The organism is Clostridium sp. AF19-22AC, assembly GCF_003479085.1.
Taxonomy (GTDB): Bacteria; Bacillota; Clostridia; order Lachnospirales; family Lachnospiraceae; genus Faecalicatena_A; species Faecalicatena_A orotica.
The window spans coordinates 111,387-130,004 of record NZ_QUGN01000003.1 but is presented as its reverse complement, the minus strand read 5'-3'; the positions used below and the strand labels follow the sequence as shown (position 1 = coordinate 130,004).

Sequence of the window (18,618 nt, the reverse complement as noted above, 5' to 3'; positions counted from 1 at the left end):
AGGAACAAGGAGAAAAAAATGAGTAAAGCTACGTTAGTGATTATGGCAGCCGGGATAGGAAGCAGATTCGGGGGAGGTATCAAACAACTTGAGCCTGTAGGCCCGAATGGAGAGATTATCATGGATTATTCCATCTATGATGCGATGGAGGCCGGTTTTGACAAAGTGGTCTTCGTGATTAGAAAAGATCTTGAAAAGGATTTTAAAGAGGTAATAGGCAACCGCATTGAAAAAGTCATCGAAGTGGGGTATGCATATCAGGAAGTAAACGATATTCCGCAGCCATATAAAGAGCGGTTTCAGGAGAGGACCAAACCCTGGGGAACCGGACAGGCAATTCTATGCTGCAAGGATGTGGTGGACAGCCCATTTTTGGTCATCAACGCGGATGATTACTATGGAAAGCAGGCATTCAGGGAAGGATTTGAATATCTGACAGGCAAGGCTGCTACAGACCTCATGGAAATCTGCATGATTAGCTTCGTCCTGAAAAATACACTCAGTGATAACGGTGCGGTGACCAGAGGAATCTGCAGCGTAAATGAAGCAGGAATGCTGACAGAGATTGTAGAGACACACAATATAGAGAAGGTAGACGGCGGCGCCGCAGTACAGAAAGAAGACGGTGCAGTCAGCATAGATGTTAATTCACCGGTTTCCATGAACATGTGGGGGCTGAGGCCGGACTTCTTCCATATACTGGAGAGTGGATTTGAAGAGTTTCTAAGCAAAGTAGAACCAGAGAACCTGAAAGGCGAATATCTTCTTCCGACAATAATAGGGGAGCTGCTGGAAGAGAAAAAGATAGCTGTCAGGGTACTGAAGTCAAAAGACAAATGGTTTGGGGTAACTTATAAGGAAGATAAAGAAGCTGTTGTTTCAGCGGTAAGGGGACTGATCGATGCGGGAGTATATCCGGAGAAGTTATTTTAAGTTGAGTGATAATGGAGGGCATGTGCATCCTTGATTAGGGTGCATGTGCTTTCGTGCGTTTTTGTGGGAACGGTAAAAACTGGAAAAATGAAAGGGCAGCGGAATAAATTATGAAGTGGAAAAAAGGTGCATGTCTGCTTACAGCCTTACTGCTTGGTGTTTCAAATATCAGCTACGCGGAAGAAGTGGACAATATTTCCGGAATGAATGAAAGTGTTGAAGAAGGCACTGATCATGTAGATTCTGAGGATAATGCAAATCAGAATAATGATACAGACAGTCAGGATGCAGAGGATGATTCATCCCCAAATGGAGGAGAGGATGGAGTATCAGAGGTCACAGACCCTGCAGAGAACAGCCCTCTAGATGATGATAATAAAAGGGTTATTTGGGGGCGCGGGAGAGGCATTACACCTGCCACATTAGAAAGCGATGCCGACAGGTTTGGCATGCTGCCGACAGCTTCGGCTGACATTGAGGTTGAAGCTGCATTAAAAAACAGGATCGAAAGATATAAGACAGAAAATCAGAAAGATATAGAGTTTGGTCAATGGGTCAGGGGAGGACAGATACAAGGGACAAAGACGGCGTATTATGAATATGAAAATACAATGATTGTTACTTCAGATTTGGGAACTTTTAGTGTGCGGCAGCCGATATTGAATATTCTTCTATCAAGTGGCGGAGTGGAAAGCCTTGGGGCACCGGTTGAAGAGCAGTTAACAGTGAATGGCCACATTTCCCAGAAATTTGAGAATGGGACATTAACTGGTGAAATGGATAAAAAATCAGATACTCTCGTTGTCCGCAGAGGTAATGTATACTATTTTAAGAATACATTAAGTAATGGTGTGGCAGATAAAGTGGTTACATATGGCTGGTCAAGTGATGAGGTTCTGGTAGGAGACTGGAATGGAGATGGCAGAGATACCCTGTGTGTTCGGCGGGGAAACCTCTATTATTTTAAAAACAGCATAACAGGCGGGGTGGCAGATTACGTGATCCGCTATGGAAGGGTTGGAGATGAAGTGATTGCCGGAGATTGGGATGGAGATGGAAAGGATACTCTTTGTGTTAGGCGTGGCAATGTCTATTATTTCAAAAACAGTATAGAAGGCGGAGTGGCGGATTACGAAATCCGTTATGGAAGAACCGGTGACAATGTACTGGTAGGAGACTGGGATGGAGACGGAAAGCATACACTCTGTGTAAGAAGGTCCAATACTTATTATTTTAAGAACAGCATTTCGGGTGGTATTGCTGATTCCGAGATAAGATATGGCAGAGTTGGGGATGAGGTGCTAACCGGGGACTGGAACGGAGACGGCAGGGATACACTTTGTGTTAGGCGGCAGAATGCTTATTACATAAAAAACAGTATCAGCGGAGGCGTGGCAGATGCGACTGTAGTTTATGGCCGGGCTAACGATATTACGTATTCAGGGAGCTGGTCTTCGAATCCCAAAATGGAAGTAGATGGCGCAGAAGATTTAAGCTTTAATTTATCCCGGGGATTTGAATATACCCAGCTTAGTCAGGCTTTTGCGGGAAATTGTGTGAACGGTGCATCCTTTAGAAAGAGCGCATTGACAACACATACGGATAATGCAGGCAATCAGGTACAGTATTGTGCTTATTATGATTCCTTTGGCACGATCGTACTTGCCAGAAGGCAGAATGAAGGTAGCTGGGAATTTCAGTGGACCGGTTTCAAAGGAGATATCAGTGACGCTCATAACGCGGTTTCACTGGCTGTTGATGGTACGGGCTATCTGCATATGTCGTGGAGTCATCACTCAGGTAGATTGATGTATGCCAAATCTGTATCCCCGGATTCTATGGAAATGAAAGAGGTTCAGATGATAGGTACCCTTGAAGACCGGGCAACATATCCTGAATTTTATGTGCAGCCATCAGGAGATATGTTCTTTTTATATAGGAATGGCAGCTCTGGTAACGGTAATATTGTGTTGAACAGATACAGTGTGTCATCAGGATCCTGGCAGAGGGTTCAGGATAATCTGATTTCCGGAGAGGGCCGCATTTCTCCATATTGGCAGGCATGTGTTGACAGTAAGGGCAGACTTCATATATCATGGGTATGGCGGGAAACCGGAAATGTTACAACAAATTATAATATGTCGTATGCGGTATCGACAGATGCAAGCGGCAGCACTTTTGTGAATTCTCTGGGGGATGCACAGCTTCTGCCTATTACAGAATCTATATCCGAAGTTATCTGCGAAATCCCGAAAGACAGTGCCCTCATCAACCAGACCTCTATGACTGTTGATAATGATAACAAACCATATATTATTTCTTACTGGCGTGTGAATGGTTTAGTCCAGTACAATATTATCCGTTTTACGGGAGAACAATGGATTATATATAATACAGATATTAGAAATACTAATTTTGATTTATCAGGAATAGGTACAAGACAGCTGCCATGTGGAAGGCCGCAGATTCTGGTTAACGGATCCGGAGATGAAGCCGATATATATGTACTGTTCCGGGATGATGAAAGAGATGGTAAGTCATCGATTGCAAAGTTAAGTATGCAGGGTATGGAAATTACCACAGAAAAAATGATCGATATTACAGCTTCATCATTAGGGGAGTGGGAGCCTAATTACGATATTGAGTTATGGAATAAAAACAGACAGCTTCACATCTTTTTGCAGAAAGAATACTATCATGCGGATGGGGGACAGATACAGTATAATACAGAAAACATCTATGTGATTAATGCAACTTCATTTATAAAAGAATAGACGTATATAAATGTCTGTTCAGATTAGTGCAGTGAGCACGGAAGGGACTAGAGATAAAAGGTGAGTATATGAAAAAAAGGGTTTTAGCAATTACACTCAGTTTATGCCTTAGCATAGGGTTATTTTCTGTACCAGGCATCAGGGTGTCTGCAGAAGAACTGGACGGCACTGAAATGCAGGGGACAGGGCAGGAAAGTGTGGAAGGAGAGGACCAGTCACAGGATGCAGGACAGGAGACTGGGCAGGATACTTCAGAGAATCAGGATACTGAAAACAGAGAAAATAATGTGGATGAGGGTAATGATGGGGAACAGGTTCCATCAGGAGATACAGTGACGCCAGTCGAGATTCAATGCATGGATGAAGAGGGGAATATCTATTACATTACAGATGATGTATCTCCATCAGTCAAGTCAGTGGAGTATAGGTCACGGGCGGCGAATGACTACATTGTGAATCTAAGGGTTATGAAAAATGGTACGGTAGTAAGTGACGTTACCGAGTATACGGAATATGGAACTGGTGAAGCAGGTTATCTGTATGGATTATCCGGAACGGATGCTGCATATCTTGGAACTGAAAACGGTAAGGTCAAGTTCATGATCAGTGGTGTAGTGGGACTTGTGGACGCGTCCAAAGTACAGATTGTCACCAGAAATAGTGTGGGAACAGTCAGCAGTTATTACGCTGATGGCACAAATATAGTACATAAAATATGTTTAAATATGAATTCAGGTGCGTCTAGCTCACTGAAGGTCGGACCGCAGCAGTCCTATATGACAACAGGAACAACATACTACAGTTATGACGGTCATTATTTTTACACAGATTATTCGGTGATGCTTGCGGATTACAAAAATAATACAAGAAAACAGTCAATTAATCCAAACAGTCCTTATTACAATTATTATCAGTATCTTCCGCTTAGAAGTACGACGACTTATACAGGGGCACAGTTGAACAGTAAAATCAATGCTAAGACAGACAGTACCTCTAAAATGTGGAATATAGGCAGCAGTATGGTTACCAATCAAAATGCATATGGTGTGAATGCATTGTTGATGGCTGGTCTGGCGGCAAATGAAAGTGCCTGGGGGAAAAGCTCTATTGCACAGCAGAAAAATAATCTTTTTGGTTTGAATGCCGTTGACAGTTCGCCGGGGGCAAGTGCCAATACATATACAACTCCAGATGCCTGCGTAAGAAATTTTGCTGAAGGATGGATGTCAAAACGGTATTTTAATCCGAATAACAGTCTTTATTATGGCAGTTTTTTTGGAAACAAGGCAAGTGGGATCAACGTGAAGTATGCATCTGACCCGTACTGGGGCGAAAAAGCTGCTAATATTGCATGGAATCTGGACTCCGATGGAAGTGACAGGTATAAATATACAATTGGCGTAAAAAATGCCGATGGAATCGGACATACAGATTTGAATGTCAGAAAGGAAAGTAGTGCTTCTTCTGCCAGTCTTTTTACGACAGGCTCACAGTCAAGCCATGCATTTCTTCTTTTGGGAGAGTCAAACGGGTTTTACAAAGTCCAGAGTGATCCGGTTCTGAATAGTGGCAGAACAGCCGTTAATGGAAATTCCGGTGAATATAATTTCGGTTCTATGTATCTGTATGTAAGTAAAGATTACGTCAGCGTAGTTTCCGGTAATAAGGATTATGCAGCCCCCGGCATTTCGAATGGGTCAGGAAGCACAGGCGGCTCCGGAAATTCCGGTGGTTCCGGTAATTCCGGTGGTTCAGGCAGCGGAACACCAGAAACGATAGCAGATACGTTAGTAGTGCGCAGGGGGGCCACTTACTATTTTAAGTATACATTATCGAATGGTGCAGCAGATCTTACATACTCTTACGGTCAGGCAAATGATGAAGTGCTCATTGGGGACTGGAATGGAGACGGCATAGATACGCTGTGTGTCCGCAGAGGCAACCTCTATTACTTTAAGAACAGCCTGTCAAGTGGTGCAGCGGATTATGTAATACGCTATGGACGGGATAATGATGAGGTTTTAGCCGGGGACTGGAATGGGGACGGTGTTGATACATTGTGTGTCCGCCGCGGGAACATATACTATATTAAAAACAGTATGTCCGGCGGTGTGGCTGATATTACAATCCCGTATGGCAGGACAAATGATAAAGTTCTTGTAGGAGACTGGGATGGGGATGGTATTGACACCTTATGTGTCCGCCGCGGCAATACTTACTACTTTAAAAATAGCTTGACAAGTGGTGTTGCAGATTCTACAATTCCTTATGGATATGCCAGTGATAAGATTCTTGCCGGAGACTGGAATGGGGATGGCAAAGATACCTTATGTGTAAGAAGGGATAATGCATATCATATTAAAAATAGCATTTCAAGCGGTGGTGCAGATAAAATAGTGCTATATGGAAGAACTAATGATATTACTTATGCAGGAACTTGGAGGAAATGATTCTGACTTTTTTCTGTCATGTTAGAGGTGAACAGACATAAAAGAAAAACAAGAAATAAAAGCAGGCATAGCAGGCAATAAAGAACGGGCATCGAATTTTGAACTGCTTCGTATTATTTCGATGATATTAATTGTTATGCATCATTTTTCAGTACATGGAGGTTTTGATTTTACAGAATCAGGAATTACGTTTAATCGGATATGGGTTCAGATTTTGTCCGGTGGGGGCAGATTAGGAGTAGACCTGTTTATATTGATATCTGGATACTTTTTAGTGAATTCGGAGTGTAAGCCTAAAAAACTTTTGAAACTAGTACTGCAGGTAACTGAATATGCAGCATTTTGCACGGTGTTACTGGTTCTGACGGGGGAAATACAGGTTAACTCGGTGACTGATGCCATCCAGTTGGCAAAAACAGCCTTACTGCCTATCCCATTCGGGGAATACTGGTTTGCTACTACATATTTTCTGTTATATTTATTCTCACCGTATCTAAACTGCCTCATAAAGAGCATGGGGAAAAGGATGCATTTCAAATTTGTTGTAACAGGACTTATCGTATGGTGTATATTTCCAAGTTTTACTGGGGCGTCATTTAGTTTTAACTATCTGGCATGGTTTATTGTATTGTACTTTATTGCAGCATACATTAAACTTTATCCGGTTCAAATGGAAAGTAAAAGGATTTGGATACGGCTGTGTGCGGCTGGTAGTTTTGTGTTGCTGCTTGTGCTTATCATCGTTGTTGACTTATTGAGTACAAGATATCCATTCTTCAGAGGTATGGTCGAAAATGTCAGAGAAATGAACCGTGCAGTTACGGTAGTATGTGCAGTCCTTATGTTTCTGGCATTTCAGACGCTGCATATACAAAGTAAGTTTATAAACAGGGTTGCGGCAACTACATTTGGGATTTATCTGTTTCATGATAATCCCCAAATTAGGAATTTACTGTGGATAAAGATATTTCATGGAAATACCCATTCCGGGAGTCCTTACTTTATCCTGTATTCGGCCGCAGTGATAGCCGCAGTATTTTGTGTGGGGAGCATAATAGAGGCTGTCAGATTGTATCTATCAAAGGTTATAAGGCAATTTTATTCAAGGCTTTCTCTGAAATCAGAGTAGTCTTTCAACGGGAGGGTTCATACAATTGAAAAATAAGGGAAAAATACTGGCAGGAATATTGGCAATAGGGATGATGACAAACAATATAATGTCTCTGACCACGGTCTATGCAACAGATGTACAGACACAGGTAACGCAGGAAAATTCTGCAGAAGAGATGGGAGAAAATACCAATTTAAATGGAACAGATGCCGAATATGAAAACAAAGACGGGCAGGGAGCAGATACTGCTGATGACGCTTTAGAACAGCAGGATCAGGCGGAGAACAGTTGGAGGTACCAGAATGGTGAGGTGATTCAAAAGTCACAGTTCTATAGATCGAGGGCAGCAGAGTATCCGTATGCGTGGCAGAAGGTGGATGGCGTATATATGAACAGTGCAGGTGAAGTGATTGAGGGTGCTGTTAAAAAAGGGATTGATGTCAGTGAGCATCAGGGAAAGATTGACTGGGAAAAGGTCAAGGCAGACGGGATTGATTATGCAATCATCCGCTGCGGATTTGGAAATAACTATACTTCACAGGATGATAAGCAGTGGCTCAATAATGTATCCGAATGTGAACGGCTGGGAATACCTTATGGTGTTTATATTTATTCCTATGCGAAAACTACGGCAGCGGCAAAGAGTGAGGCAGAGCATGTGCTGAGACTGGTTCAGGGGAAAAGTCTCGCATATCCAGTTTATTTTGACATGGAAGATGATTCTACAGCAAATTTAAGTGAAAAATTAAAAGGGGAGATTGCCCAGACATTTTGCGATACAATAACGGCAGCCGGATATCGGGTGGGGATTTATGCAAATCTTCACTGGTGGCTGAATCATCTCACCAGTTCGGTTTTCGATAACAGCTCCTGGTCAAAATGGGTTGCACAGTATAATGCAAGCTGTGATTTTCCGGAAAGCTATGATATGTGGCAGTGCACTTCAAGTGGTACGGTTAAGGGAATCAATGGATATGTAGATGTGAATTTCTGGATGAATGGAGACAGTGGAAATATGAACCCGGACAGTGGGGGGAATGAACCGGATAACAATCCGGATGACAAACCAGACAGCAATCCGGGTACTTCGCAGACGGCAGGGGCGACTCTTGTCGTCAGAAGAGGGAATGAATATCATTTCAAATACTCTCTGAGTAACGGAGGTGCTGATTTGATTATCAGGTATGGATATGCTAATGATGAGGTACTTGTAGGAGATTGGGACGGAGACGGGATTGATACATTGTGCGTGCGCAGAGGAAATACTTATTATTTCAAGAACAGCCTGTCCAGCGGACCGGCAGATAAAGTGGTGACTTATGGAAGAACCGGGGATGTTGTCCTGTCAGGAGACTGGAATGGAGACGGAGTAGATACTCTATGTGTACGAAGGGATAACACATATCATATAAAAAACAGCCTTTCCGGGGGTGTGGCGGATAAAGTGGTTACATACGGACGGGTAAATGACTCCGTTCTTGTGGGTGACTGGGATGCCAACGGTACAGATACACTGTGTGTTCGGAGAGGGAATACCTATTACTTTAAAAACAGCTTATCGAACGGAGCTGCGGATTCAACAATCCCATATGGTTATGCTACAGATTCTATCCTTGTCGGTGACTGGAATGGGAATGGAATGGATACACTGTGTGTGAGAAGAGATAACGAATATCATTTCAAAAACAGTATCCAGAGCGGAGGTGCGGATAAGATTATCTTATATGGAAGAAAAGATGATGTTACCTATGCCGGAAAATGGAAATAAGGTAAGAAAAAAGCAATGTTTTTGCGAAAAAACATTGCTTTTTTCTTATTCAGTATTCTGCGGTTGCCTGTGAGAGAAATTAGTGTTATACTTTACGAATGTGAAAATGTATTTTTTCAGGTTTAATAAGGAGAAAAGTGAATGAATTATGCAGTAATATTTGCGGGAGGAACCGGGACCCGGATGAACACTAAGACACGCCCAAAGCAATTTCTTACCCTGCATGGCAAAGAGATCATTATATACACACTGGAACATTTTGAAAAGCATCCGGAGATTGATGGGATTTCGGTTGTTTGTATTGCAGAGTGGATAGGATATTTGAAAGAACTTCTGGAGAAGTATCAGATTAAGAAGGTGAAATGGATATCACCGGGAGGCAGTACAGGCCAGGAGTCTATTTTTAATGGTTTGGATGCAATGCGCCATGACGTGGACGGAGATTCAATCGTTTTAATCCATGACGGAGTCCGGCCACTTATAGATCAGAACCTGATTACAGAAAATATCAGGGCAGCCAAAGAAAAAGGCTGTGCAGTGACTGTTGTGCCTGCGACAGAAACGGTGATGCTTGTAGATGAACAAGAACAGATCGTACAGAGTGTCGACAGAAACAAATGTAGAGTCGTGAGGGCTCCGCAGAGTTTTGTCTATGAGAATCTGCTTAAGGCGCATGATAAAGCAAGGAGCAGGGGAATCAATAACTTGATTGATTCAGCCACGATGATGTCTGAAGAAGGATATACTCTGTATCCGGTTATCGGAAGACCTGAAAATATAAAAATAACAACGCCGTCTGATTTTTATACATTCCGGGCGATTGTAGAAGCTGAAGAAAATTCACAGATTTTTGGATATGAATAAGTGGTGGTAATTTATGGAAGAATTTTATGATCAGGAAACATTAAAAAGAGTTCAGCAGACTCAGGCGGATATATTAAGGGATGTTCTGGATTTATGCGATAGACATGTGATTGATACATTTATCATATTTGGAAGTGCACTTGGTGTAGTACGCCATCAGGGCTTTATCCCGTGGGATGATGATATTGATATTGGAATCTTCAGAGAGGACCTGCCCCGCTTTACAAAAGCGGCTAAGGAGGAACTTGGCAGTAAATACGAATTCCTAACTTGTGAGACGAATCATAATTATGCATGTACGGTTACACATTTTCAGAAAAAAGGAACAAAGTTTGTCTCAAGAGATGTGAAAAATTGTGATTATACTCCAGGTATTAATATTGATATCTTCGTTTATGATCATCTTGCGGATGGAGCGATAGCAAGGAAATATCAGTTTTTTATGACATGGTTTTTAGGGCGTCTGTTGTACCTGAGTGGAAAAGGAATCCCATTTATTCCTTATAAGGGAATCAAAAAGAAGGCGGCGGAATTCATCTGCAGTATGGTTCGGCTTGGACTGAGAATGCTGCATATCACACCGTTAAAAGTTTACCGCCGGTTCCAGAAAGAATCACAGCGGTATAATAAAAGGCATACGGAATGTTATGCCGCGTTTGAAACACCGAAACCCTGGCTGAATGCGATGAAGAAGAGTGATGTTTATCCTATGAAGAAGATGCCATTTATGGACTTTACAGTATATATTCCCAAGAATACTGACCAGCTGCTGACCAGAATTTTCGGGGACTATATGCAGATGCCACCAGAGGATAAGCGCGTGAATCACAGACCATACATTATCGACTTCGGAGAAGAATAAGTCTGTATGGAGAAGAAGAGTATGCGTCAGAAATCAATTACATTTAATTTAATAGCCAACGGGATTAAAACGCTGATGAGCGTTTTGTTCCCTTTAATAACATTTCCTTATGCATCTAGAATTCTTGGATCCGCCGGTATAGGAAAGGTAAGCTATGCCAGTTCAATTATATCTTATTTTGCCCTGCTTGCTTCGCTGGGGATCAGTACTTATGCAGTGAGGGAAGGCGCCCGTATCCGGGATGATAGAGAGAAATTCAATAAGTTTTCAAGAGAAATTCTCAATATTAATTTATTTACAACAATAATTTCTTATTCTTTACTGATTATATTTCTAAAGCTTCCTATCCTTCATGGATATAAGACGCTGATGGTTATCTCCAGCGCAGGCATCGTTTTTACTACAATAGGTATGGAGTGGCTTTTCATTATAAAGGAAGAATATGCATATATTACGAAGCGGGCTGTTTTATTTCAATTCGTATCATTGATACTGCTCTTCATGCTTGTCAGGAGTAAAGATGATTATTACTGGTATGCCGCGCTGACGGTGATTTCTTCAGGTGGTTCGGCTATTCTGAATCTGTGGCATTCAAGAAAGTTTGTCGACTGGAGAAATAGGCAGGTTCTGGAGTATAAAAAGCACTTAAAACCAATTATTCTGATTTTTGGTACAAGTCTGGCATCCAGTATATATATGACAATGGATACGACTATGCTTGGGGCGATGAAAGGGGACTCTGCTGTTGGTATTTATACAGCGGCGGTTAAGATAAATTCAGTGGTTAGTACCCTGATTGGAACGATATCCTCAACGATACTGCCGAGGGTTTCTTATTATATCGGGAATGGATTGAAAAAGGAATATGAAAAACTGTTGAAATCCTCGATGGATGTCCTTCTCATGATATCTGTGCCGGCATCAATTGGTATGATATGCACTAGTGATATTTTAATTCTATTATTTAGTGGAAAAGAATTTCTGGCTGGTACACTGGCGGCAAAAATTTTGTCTGCGAAGGTCATTGTGGGTGCGATTAACAGAGTGCTCGCGTATCAGATATGTACGCCTTACAAGAAAGATAAAGAAGTATTGATCTCTACTTCATCGGGGGCGTTTTTTAATCTGGTTGCAAATGCTGTATTGATACCACTCGCAGGTGTTACAGGGGCATCTATAGCAACACTGCTGTCAGAGACGGTGGTATTTCTGGTTTTAACAAAACATGCCGGAAATATAATGGGAATGAAATCCCTCTATACAAGGTTACCGGTTTATCTGGGGGCCAGTATCTGGTTTTTCGCCGCTAGGTGGGGCGTTAACAGGTTGTTTCAGGATCAGATTGTCCGTCTCATCGTCACTATGGCAGTTTGTTTGTGCGGCTATTTTTTGATCCTGCTGCTTATAAGGGATCCATATATAAATGAATACAAAAATAAATTATTCAGTAAATTAAAAAGAAGATAGTTTTTTTTGCAAATGAGGAGGTAAAAAATGAATATTATAGTTGCCGGAATTGGTTATGTAGGTCTTTCAAATGCAGTATTATTGTCTCAGCATCATAAGGTTTTTGCATATGATATTTCAGAAACAAGGGTTGAGCTCGTTAACAGGCGGAAGTCCCCGATTCAGGATATCGAGATAGAAGATTATCTGGAACACAGACAGCTGAACCTGAATGCTGGAACAGACCTCAAAGAGGCACTGAAAAGTGCTGACTATATTATCATTGCAACCCCTACGAATTATGACCCTGAAAAAAATTATTTTGACACTTCTTCAGTAGAGGCTGTGATCACGCAGGTACTAGAAGAGAATCCAGAGACTACTATCGTAATAAAATCAACAGTTCCTGTCGGTTATACCAGTAAGCTAATTGAGAAATATGGGGAGCATAATTTCCTGTTCTCTCCTGAATTTTTAAGGGAAGGGCGTGCTTTGTATGATAATCTGTATCCTTCACGAATTGTAGTGGGAGCTCCAAAAGGAAATGTGCTGCTTCATGAAAAAGCGAAAGAATTCGCAGGACTCTTAAAGGAAGGCGCAATCAAGGAAGAGATACCGGTGCTCATTACAGATACAACGGAAGCAGAGGCAGTCAAACTTTTTGCAAATACGTACCTTGCCCTGAGAGTTGCATATTTTAATGAGCTGGATACATATGCAGAATCGAAGGGGCTTGATACAAGGCAGATTATCGAAGGAATAGGTCTTGATCCGCGTATTGGCAATCATTACAATAATCCTTCATTTGGATATGGCGGCTATTGTCTCCCAAAAGATACAAAACAGCTCCTTGCTAATTATAATGATGTACCGAATGATATTATGGGGGCTATAGTGGAGGCAAACCGTACAAGAAAAGATTTTATTGCTTCACAGATCATGAAGAGAAATCCACACACTGTGGGGGTTTACAGACTTACAATGAAAGCTGATTCAGATAACTTCAGGCAGTCTTCCATCCAGGGGGTTATGAAACGGCTTAAAGGGGAAGGTATACGGGTAGTTGTATATGAACCCACAATTAAGGAAAAGGAATTTTATCATTCTGAGGTCATTCAGGATCTGGAAAAATTCAAGGAAACAGCCGATGTCATTATCGCAAACCGATATGATAAGATACTGGATAGTGTGAAAGAAAAAGTATATACAAGAGATATCTTTTACCGGGATTAGGAGCAGACATGGATATAGTATTCGTGATATTGCATTATCTGGCAATTGATGAAACCAGAAAATGTGTGGATTATATAACTGAGAATATAGATACAGAGAGTTATCAGATTATAATCGTTGATAATGCCTCAGCCAACGGAAGTGGTGCGGTGCTTAAGGATTATTATAGCCGGCAGGCGGGAATAACCGTTATTCTCAACGCAGAAAATCTGGGATTTGCGAAAGGAAATAATGTCGGTTTCTTATATGCGAAAAAGCGTTGGAATCCGAGATATATAGTGCTCTTGAATAATGATGTCTATCTGTTGGAAAAGGAACTGTTACACAAACTTGACGCAGAATTTAAGAAAAGTGGATTTGCGGTATCGGGTCCGCTTATAATGACAGCAGATGGAAGGTGTGACATTAATCCGATCAGGACGACACCTATGACAAAGGATGCAATCATAAAAGATATTCAGATTTATAAGCGCAGGCAATTTCTGTATAAATACCATCTAATGGGAATGAGAAATAAGATATTACAGCTTTTGAAAGGAACAGAAAGAAAAAGGGCTGCTAAAAATTATATTCAGGGGTGTAAGAACGTTCAGCTTCATGGCTGTTTTCTCGTGTTCTCAGAAAAATATACCGAGCGTTTTGACGGTCTGGATGATAGGACGTTCCTTTTCCGGGAAGAAGCAATTCTTTATAAACATATGCTGGAGAACAATATGGTTACTGTTTACCAGCCTGAGATTACCGTGTTCCATGAAGAGGATGCTGCAACCGATCAGTTTAGGAAGACGGAAAAGCAGAAAGCCCTCTTTGAGTTAGACAACCATATCAAGTCTTTGAATATTTTATTAGATGTTTACAGCGAATATGAAAAACACTAGAAGGAGCAGAGATATGAAGCAGCATTTTGAATTAAAAGGAGAATGCAGTGAGGGATCCATGCAGCAGGAGGATCTTGAACTTATTATGGAAAGTGATATTTCGTTTGAGAAGTATCAGGGGAGTACGGTGTTTATTACCGGCGCAACAGGGTTGATTGGTTCATCTCTGGTCAGATGTTTTTTGTGCGGGAACCGTAAAAAGCATCTGGATATCCATATTGTGGCCGCTGTAAGAGATGAAAATAAAGCTTCAAAACTTTTCGGGGATCTTTTAAAAAGAACAGAATTGGAGATATACATTGATGATATTACAAAGCCAGTCTGTTACGAGGGCCGGATTGATTATATTTTTCATATGGTAAGCGTAACTGCATCAAAAATGATGGTGGAACATCCGGTGTGTACACTGGAGACTTCGTATCAGGGTACCCTTCATATGCTGGAACTGGCAAGAGAGAAGCATGTGAAAGGGATGGTTTATGTTTCGTCAATGGAAGTATATGGTATACCAGATGTATCTTTAAAAGAAGTGACGGAAAAAGATCTGGGATATATCGATATAGAAAATGTCAGAAGCAGTTATTCAGAAGGAAAGAGAGTATGTGAGTGCCTTTGTACGGCATTTGCCGCCGAGTACGGGGTGCCAGTGAGATCGGCACGGCTTGCACAGACATTTGGTGCTGGAATTTTAGAGAGTGACAACAGGGTTTATGTTCAGTTTGCCAGAAGTGCTATCAATAGAGAAGATATCATACTCCATACCGAAGGCACATCCGAGGGAAACTACTGTTATATCAGGGATGTCTTAAAAGCTCTTCTTATATTGGGTTACAGTGGTAATAATGGGGAACCATACAATATTGTGAATGAAAATTCCCACATGCAGATCAGAGAGATGGCCAGACTGGTGGCGGAAGAAATATGTGACGGAAATATCAGTGTAAAATTTGATATTCCGGAATCGGCACTGACCTACGGTTATGCTCCTGCTGTGAAGATGAGGCTGAGTGGTGAAAAGATGAGGGCGCTGGGTTGGAGTCCGGAAGTAGATATGATTGAGGCATATCAGAGAATGATCTATGATATGCCAAAAGATAAATAGAGGTATGAAGTATGAATAAGATAAGTGTTATTGTACCTATATATAAGATCGCAGAAGAGTATCTGCATGAATGTATGGAAAGCCTGTTGGAGCAGACTTATAAAAATCTGGAGTTCATTCTCATTGATGACGGATCACCTGATAATTGTGGGGAAATCTGTGATAGTTATGCGGGGAAAGACGAAAGAATCAAGGTGATTCATCAGGAAAACCAGGGATTATCTAATGTGAGAAACAATGGAATTCAGGCAGCGTCCGGTTATTGGATCGCATTCGTTGATCCGGATGACTGGATTGAAAAAGACGCTTTTGAAAAAGCGGTCCAGATTGCAGACAGGGAGCAGGTCGATATGATGGTCTGGAATACATATTTAAATCCCCCAGGCCGTGAAATCATAAGAAAGAATTACGGAAAGGATCTTATAGTAAAGGATCCGGTTCTTTTAGAGGAGATAAACCTTAATTTTTTACGCACAATTTCCGTTAAAAAGGGTGAAATCAGGATACAGACCCTGGAAAGTACAACATGTCATCTGTATCGTAGAGATATCATTATAGATAATCATCTGCTATTTGACAATACGCTGAAGCAGGGAGAAGATAAGCTGTTTAACTATTCATATCATATGCATATTAAGTCCTTTGCTTATCTAAATCGCCCGATGTATCATTACAGGCTGCATTCTGAATCTACTACCCATACATTTTTCCCGGAAAATGTGGATACTTCTAACAGAATATTAAAAAAATATTATCTGATGGAACCAAAAATAAAGGATAACCCGAGATACAGGAATACTTATTACATGCGGACAGCATATATAGCATGGTTTTTGATTGGAAAGTATTATCTCCATCCACAGAATAATCTGACTGATGAGAGAACCAGATTAAAGCAGTTTAAACATATGGTTTCAGAAGAACCATATGCAACATCTATAAAACAGATGAAATTAACCGGAATGCGGATTTCTGTTACCCGTCTGCGCCTCATGTTATTAAAAGCACATATGTATGGTGTCCTGTTTGCTGATGTGAAGTTGGAAAGGGCACTGCGGAGTTTATTAAAAAGGAAATCATAAGGTTACAAAGGGGAAAAATATGGCACAGGTTAGTGTTGTGATCCCGGTTTACCGGGTGGATAAGGAATATCTGCGTAAATGTATAGAAAGCCTGAGGAATCAGAGCCTTGAAGATATTCAGATTATAATCGTGGATGACGGGACAACAGAAGAATGTAAAGAACTCTGCCGGGATTATGCTAAAAAGGAATCGCGTATTCTATACCTGACGCAGTTAAATGCGGGGGTTTCGGTGGCAAGGAATAATGGAATTCTGCATGCTTCAGCTCCAATTATAACATTTGTGGATGCAGATGACTGGGTCGAACCTCATATGTGCAGAACACTGAAAGAGGAGTTTGACCAGAACAGGGACATTCAGATATGTGTCTTTGCTTCTTTTTTAAATAGTCAGAAAGAAGAAAAAAAGAATCCTTTCTGGAATTGTAAAAGGAAGATTTTTGAAGGGAAAGAAAAGGAACAGCTGCAGCTGCAGAGTATTTACAGGAAGGCTGCTGATTTTATACCGGAGTTTGCAACGTTTGGAACTACATGGTGCAAAGGATATAGAAGGCAGTGGCTCATTGATAATCAGCTCAAGTATGAGCCGGAATTGAGAAGGGGTCAGGATACGATATTCAATCTTTATGCATTTGAGAGGGCAGATAGAGTACTTTATATTGATGCGTACCTATATCATTACCGACTGAACGATGCCTCGGCAGTACACAAGTATACAGATGGAGCAATCATATATCTGACCCGGATTTTGAAACATATATTAAGATTTATCAAAGAATATCAGAAACCAGATTATTTTTATCAGGCATATTACAGAAAGTGTGCATCCCTCTTAGTAACTGCTATGGAGAATGACTGCTTTCATGAGAATAATCCAAAGTCCCGGAAGGAGAAACGTCAGGAATTGGAAGAAATGATTAGCAACGAAATTTATGCAGATGCATTCTCCAGAATTGATATGAGTGGTGTACCGTTTCAGACAAAAGTATTCTGGACATTGATAAAGAGAAAAAAAGTACGGTGCTTATTTTGGGTGAATAAGTTATATAAGCTGATTCATAAATAAGCACATAAACAGAGGAAGTATTTATGAAAATTAAACAACGAAGTGAATTGAGTTGGAAAATACTGAGTTCATACAGAAGCCAGATTATGGGTATTGCAATAATCTGGATTATGCTCTTTCATTGGTCCGAATTATTTCATTCAATACCTCTTGTTAGTTTTATAACTAAACGGGGGATGACCGGAGTAGAAATGTTCCTGCTTGTGTCAGGAATTGGCTTATTCTTTTCTATGACGAAAAATGAAAATATAAAAGAATTTTATTCTAAAAGAGCATTACGTGTGTTGGTTCCGTATTTGATAATCTCTCTTCCTTATTGGATCTGGCAGGATATCTGGGTGAAAAGAGATATTGTTAAATTCTTTTTAGACTACAGTCTTATTGCTTTTTGGAAAAGTGGGGACCGAAAGGTATGGTACATAGCTCTGATACTTATTTTGTATGCAGTCTATCCTTTTATTTTCAAAGGATTCCTGAAGGGGAAAGAAGCTTATAAGAAGGCTGCACTGATGGCTTTGAGTTTGATTTTGCCGCTATTAATTTATGCGGTGAATCCATCCTACTTTGCTTTAACAGAGATTGCGTTTTGGCGTATCAGCAGTTTTATTCTTGGAAGTCTTTTGGCTGTCTGGGTGATGGAGGGGCACAAGTTCAGCAGGATGGAGTTTCTGGGGAGTGCAGCCGCAGTGATCGGAACCATTGCCATTGTAATTGTAATAAGCCGTATGGTAAGTATTCCTGGCATATTTAGAACGGCATATCTGCCAATCGGATTCATTTGCTGCCTTCTGTCAGCGGTGATCCTATGGCTGTTGGATTGTGGCTGGCTCAATCGTCTTTTGAGCAAGTTTGGAGCCTGCTCATTGGAATTATATTTGATCCATATATTTTTGAGGTCTGTTTATGAATATTATATACAAGAAGATGGTAAGGTTTCATCCCCTTTGTATTCTATTGTAATACCCTGTATAACGATTGCTCTGAGCATCGTCCTCAGTATGCTTGCTCATAAATTGATTGATAAAATAAAATTGGGATCAAAGTAAGAT

The 18,618-nt window shown here is 41.0% G+C and carries 14 protein-coding genes; all 14 read left to right on the top strand.

The features are described 5' to 3' along the window. Window positions 1-18 precede the first annotated feature (18 nt). The 14 genes from DWX43_RS04520 (at window position 19) to DWX43_RS04455 (ending at window position 18,615) form a co-directional block, all read left to right on the top strand. The gene (locus tag DWX43_RS04520) at window positions 19-933 is read left to right on the top strand and encodes a sugar phosphate nucleotidyltransferase (RefSeq protein ID WP_118619081.1); all 915 of its coding nucleotides are present in this window, start codon (window positions 19-21) and stop codon (window positions 931-933) included. 110 nt (window positions 934-1,043) lie between these two features. Beyond that, the gene (locus DWX43_RS04515; RefSeq protein ID WP_118619079.1) at window positions 1,044-3,707 is read left to right on the top strand and encodes a BNR-4 repeat-containing protein; all 2,664 of its coding nucleotides are present in this window, start codon (window positions 1,044-1,046) and stop codon (window positions 3,705-3,707) included. Between the two features lie 68 nt (window positions 3,708-3,775). Beyond that, window positions 3,776-6,157, top strand: a complete 2,382-nt coding sequence (locus tag DWX43_RS04510; RefSeq protein WP_118619077.1) for a glucosaminidase domain-containing protein — start codon at window positions 3,776-3,778, stop codon at window positions 6,155-6,157. A 37-nt stretch (window positions 6,158-6,194) separates the two neighbouring features. Further along, window positions 6,195-7,286, top strand: a complete 1,092-nt coding sequence (locus DWX43_RS04505) for an acyltransferase (RefSeq protein WP_330582229.1) — start codon at window positions 6,195-6,197, stop codon at window positions 7,284-7,286. Window positions 7,287-7,311: 25 nt separating this feature from the next. Then, the gene (locus DWX43_RS04500) at window positions 7,312-9,036 is read left to right on the top strand and encodes a glycoside hydrolase family 25 protein (protein WP_118619073.1); all 1,725 of its coding nucleotides are present in this window, start codon (window positions 7,312-7,314) and stop codon (window positions 9,034-9,036) included. Between the two features lie 141 nt (window positions 9,037-9,177). Then, a complete protein-coding gene (gene ispD, locus DWX43_RS04495) occupies window positions 9,178-9,900 on the top strand; it encodes a 2-C-methyl-D-erythritol 4-phosphate cytidylyltransferase (RefSeq protein WP_118619071.1) in 723 nt (240 codons plus the stop codon). A gap of 13 nt (window positions 9,901-9,913) precedes the next feature. Further along, window positions 9,914-10,762 carry a LicD family protein gene (locus DWX43_RS04490; RefSeq protein ID WP_118619069.1) on the top strand — a complete coding sequence of 283 codons (849 nt, stop codon included), beginning with the start codon at window positions 9,914-9,916 and terminating at the stop codon, window positions 10,760-10,762. A gap of 21 nt (window positions 10,763-10,783) precedes the next feature. Further along, window positions 10,784-12,229: a flippase gene (locus DWX43_RS04485; protein ID WP_182440619.1), complete on the top strand. Its 1,446-nt coding sequence runs from the start codon at window positions 10,784-10,786 to the stop codon at window positions 12,227-12,229. A 27-nt stretch (window positions 12,230-12,256) separates the two neighbouring features. Next, window positions 12,257-13,441: a nucleotide sugar dehydrogenase gene (locus tag DWX43_RS04480; RefSeq protein ID WP_118619066.1), complete on the top strand. Its 1,185-nt coding sequence runs from the start codon at window positions 12,257-12,259 to the stop codon at window positions 13,439-13,441. 8 nt (window positions 13,442-13,449) lie between these two features. Further along, complete coding sequence (locus tag DWX43_RS04475) at window positions 13,450-14,319, top strand: glycosyltransferase (protein WP_118619064.1); 870 nt, start codon at window positions 13,450-13,452, stop codon at window positions 14,317-14,319. Between the two features lie 13 nt (window positions 14,320-14,332). After that, complete coding sequence (locus DWX43_RS04470) at window positions 14,333-15,421, top strand: NAD-dependent epimerase/dehydratase family protein (protein WP_118619062.1); 1,089 nt, start codon at window positions 14,333-14,335, stop codon at window positions 15,419-15,421. 11 nt (window positions 15,422-15,432) lie between these two features. Further along, window positions 15,433-16,503: a glycosyltransferase gene (locus tag DWX43_RS04465; RefSeq protein ID WP_118619060.1), complete on the top strand. Its 1,071-nt coding sequence runs from the start codon at window positions 15,433-15,435 to the stop codon at window positions 16,501-16,503. Window positions 16,504-16,522: 19 nt separating this feature from the next. Then, the gene (locus tag DWX43_RS04460; RefSeq protein WP_118619058.1) at window positions 16,523-17,569 is read left to right on the top strand and encodes a glycosyltransferase; all 1,047 of its coding nucleotides are present in this window, start codon (window positions 16,523-16,525) and stop codon (window positions 17,567-17,569) included. Between the two features lie 23 nt (window positions 17,570-17,592). Next, window positions 17,593-18,615 carry an acyltransferase gene (locus DWX43_RS04455; RefSeq protein ID WP_118619056.1) on the top strand — a complete coding sequence of 341 codons (1,023 nt, stop codon included), beginning with the start codon at window positions 17,593-17,595 and terminating at the stop codon, window positions 18,613-18,615. Window positions 18,616-18,618 lie beyond the last annotated feature (3 nt).